Annotated in this window: 1 protein-coding gene; it reads right to left on the bottom strand. The window is 63.7% G+C overall.

The window, feature by feature from the left end; all coding sequences use genetic code 11:
- A partial coding sequence (locus F2P44_RS34600) for an IS66 family transposase zinc-finger binding domain-containing protein (RefSeq protein WP_370662798.1) occupies window positions 1-404 on the bottom strand: 404 nt, incomplete at its 3' end.
- Window position 405: the final 1 nt, after the last annotated feature.

Here is a 405-nt window from a genome sequence, read left to right as displayed (position 1 = left end):
CAGGCATACTTAAAGCGCACGTGCTGCAGCACCTGGACCGTGGCGGGGATGATGTCGAGCTGCTCGCTGGTTTCCTCGCCCATGCGATGCAGCGCGCCTTGGCAGCAAGCGCAGACCTTCTCTGCCTCGGGCAAATCGTGCTCGACACGCTTGCGCGGCAGATGGGCGGGCAAGGCACGGCGCCCCCGTTTTTTAGGCGCCGATGCTGGCGCGACGGCGTCCTCATCAATTTCTTCATCAGGGAACGCAACGGCGTCCTGCTCGGCTTCATTGAACAGGCAACCCTGCGCGCCCAGCTTCTCGCTCGATGGCGCAAAGCGCTTGAGCTGCGCCAGCCGGAACTGCTCTTCAAGGAAGAGGTTGCGTGCTTCCAGGGCGCTCGCGCGCCCTTCCAACTGGCGGATA

Origin of the sequence: Massilia frigida (genome assembly GCF_011682175.1) — a bacterium.
Lineage (GTDB): Bacteria > Pseudomonadota > Gammaproteobacteria > Burkholderiales > Burkholderiaceae_D > Telluria_A > Telluria_A frigida.
This window is presented reverse-complemented; position numbering and strand designations above follow the sequence as displayed.